Consider the following 2650-nt stretch of genomic DNA (forward strand, 5'->3'; position numbering starts at 1 on the left):
CCTACTGTAAAATGTTCAGTGATCTTTGAGGCTGGACTGATCCAGTCGATTGGGGGCGGTGAGGGCGGAGCATCTTGTCCGAGCGGGATCGTGACCGAAACTTCCGCAGTTTTCTCTTTTGAAATAAGTCCCACTATAAAATTTATAATCTGTCCGAGAATTTGGTCTTTGTCGATTGCCACGGAAACTCCTTGATTCAGAACTCTCAAAATGATATATCATTATGTGGAGGACATTTCAATGGAATTCGACACTGGAGACTTTTTAAAATATTACGACGGTAGACTTTGCAAGGTGCTTGAAAAGTGCGATCCGGTAACTAAAACAACGGTTCTGCAGTTCATCGACAGGGACGAACCCTCGTGGATGGAGGTAGATAAAGCATTCGTAGAGACTAACTTGGGCGCCTCCAGGGAAGTGTCAGCATCCTTTTACTCCGCACGCGGTATTCATCTCAGACTCAACAGAATGAAAGGCATATAGTGAAAATTTTTCCACCACTTTTTAAGAAAACTTCAACGGGCGCTATTCAGTTCTGGGAAATCTGCGTAGAGCCTGATCTGACGTTTACTCAGAACGTACCGGGTATCATCAAGACCACATTCGGCCAACTCGGTACAGAAAACCCACAACAAACATCTGAGAGGATCGAAGCCGGAAAAAACATCGGCAAGAAGAACGAGACTACTCCCTTACGGCAGGCCGAGAAGGAAGCTGAGGCGCGTTGGAAGAAACAGAAGAAGAAGGGTTATGTAGAATCTTCAGAAGGTGCCGAGGCCGGTGAGGTCGACGAGATCATCGAAGGCGGCATCAATCCGATGCTCGCTCACAACTTCAACAAGCACGGCCATAAGATGCTATTCCCGGCTTACGCCCAGGCAAAGCTGGATGGTATCCGCTGCATCGCCATAATCAAGGATGGCGCCTGCACTCTTTGGTCCAGAACCCGCAAGCCCATCACTTCAATGCCCCACATAATTATGGAACTTGAGGCGTGCTTCGGAAATCGGGACATCATATTCGACGGAGAACTCTACAATCACGCCTTTAGACGTGACTTCGAGCATATTGTTTCGCTGGTTAGGCAAGAAGAGCCGGACGACCGCTGCACGGACGTGCAGTATCACATATACGACGTTGTTTGCGAAGGCACGTTCGATGAGCGCTGGAATAAACTAAGCAGCTTATTCGCCTACTACGACGACGCCCTCTTCGGTGTGCAGCTTGTCAAAACGTTATTTGTCCAAGAGCACGAGGTAATGGATCAATTTGAGAGCGCGAGATCAGAAGGATATGAGGGCTTGATTTTGCGTAACCCTCGTGGTAAATATGTTAATAAGCGCTCGTACGATCTTTTGAAGGTTAAGGAGTTTGACGATGCCGAGTTTGACATTGTTGGTATCGAAGAGGGACGCGGTAGACTCAGCGGTAAAGTTGGAGCTTTCATCTGCCGAACTAGCGACGGTAAAGAGTTTCTTGCAAAGATGTCAGGCGATACAGAACGACTCGGAGATTACTTTAGAAATCATGGCCTCTGGCGAGGCAAACGTCTCACTGTTCAGTATCAGGGTCTCACCGGACGTGAAGGAGTTCCCCGATTCCCAGTCGGAGTCTCAATCCGAGACTACGAATGACGAATACGAGTACGATGATGACTATTGGGGAGATGATTGGTAGACAATGGCGTGGAAGTTTGATACTCTCTCCGGAGAGATAGAGTGGGAAGAGACCGTGGGCTATAAAACAGGTGACACAGAGGGTATTCTTCCTATAGAGTTACACAAGGCGGCTATAGAGTTCGCCAAGGAGAAGACGGGAATACGGAGACCCGTGAAAGAACACCGGCCTTATATTGATTCGTTCACCGCGTGTTTCAAATTGATGCAAGAACTGGACATGGTTTCAGAAAAATACAAAAAGGAGAAATGATATGGAATGCGTTTTAGGTTTTTTGGCGGTTGCCGCTGTTATTGGCGCGGTCGTCTATTTTGGGTGTCGATGCAGCAAACAGTGCAGCGGATGTTCATCGGAAAGCTGCGATAAGAAGTAACAAATCTGCGGAGTGGACTGGAAGTAGTGCCAGCTTGGCCTCATAAGCCAAATTATGCCTGTGCAAGTCGGGCCTCCGCAACCACTTAAAGGGGAAACAAATTACTGCGGATAGCGGTGTGGGAAGCGAAGATTGGGGGAAACCCTTCGTGCATCCTTGGTCTCCTAGAGACACACAGGCGGACTTTGGTGTCTGCCCGGCGCAAGCCTTGTCAGAAGTCGCGTCTGACCTATCTGCGTATTTTTTATGAAACATTTACTGTTAAAGTTCAATTATGGGGTAGAGATCGGCGCAATGCTAGCATACATGGGCCATTATGAGGCTACGCATGACGCCAAGATCCTGGGCATCGCCAACGACGAATACGAACACCAGGAAATCATCAAATTTATCCTGAAGGGGTATGGTACTAAACCCTTCTTCCTGTTCAATTGGTTCTTTTATGCCGTTGGGAACCTTATCCGATTAGCATGCCGAGTAAGCCCGCGCTTCCTGATGAATTTTATAGCTCGGAGCATGGAGATCTTCGCGGTTTTCAACTACCGCAGACTTGCCAAAATGTATCCGGAGCACCGTCACATCCTTGAGGACATGGCGGCT

5 protein-coding genes are annotated in these 2650 nt (G+C 48.1%); 4 read left to right on the forward strand and 1 reads right to left on the reverse strand.

Annotation, left to right across the window (positions count from 1 at the left end; translation table 11 throughout):
• Positions 1 to 182 (reverse strand): hypothetical protein (locus VMT62_15190; protein ID HVN97773.1); only part of this gene is annotated, 182 nt, incomplete at its 3' end.
• 58 nt (positions 183 to 240) lie between these two features.
• On the opposite strand from VMT62_15190, the gene VMT62_15195 reads away from it, so the two are divergent.
• The 4 genes from VMT62_15195 to VMT62_15210 all read left to right on the forward strand — a co-directional run.
• The gene (locus tag VMT62_15195; protein ID HVN97774.1) at positions 241 to 483 is read left to right on the forward strand and encodes a hypothetical protein; all 243 of its coding nucleotides are present in this window, start codon (positions 241 to 243) and stop codon (positions 481 to 483) included.
• On the forward strand, positions 483 to 1634 hold the full coding sequence (locus VMT62_15200) for a hypothetical protein (protein HVN97775.1): 1152 nt from the start codon (positions 483 to 485) through the stop codon (positions 1632 to 1634). The genes VMT62_15195 and VMT62_15200 overlap by 1 nt, the downstream gene beginning before the upstream one ends.
• Positions 1635 to 1680: 46 nt before the next feature.
• Positions 1681 to 1929 carry a hypothetical protein gene (locus tag VMT62_15205; GenBank protein HVN97776.1) on the forward strand — a complete coding sequence of 83 codons (249 nt, stop codon included), beginning with the start codon at positions 1681 to 1683 and terminating at the stop codon, positions 1927 to 1929.
• Between the two features lie 367 nt (positions 1930 to 2296).
• Positions 2297 to 2650, forward strand: a 354-nt coding sequence (locus VMT62_15210) for a hypothetical protein (protein ID HVN97777.1), incomplete at its 3' end; no start/stop codon positions are given.

The sequence above is a fragment of the Syntrophorhabdaceae bacterium genome (assembly GCA_035541755.1).
Taxonomy (GTDB): Bacteria; Desulfobacterota; Syntrophorhabdia; order Syntrophorhabdales; family Syntrophorhabdaceae; genus PNOF01.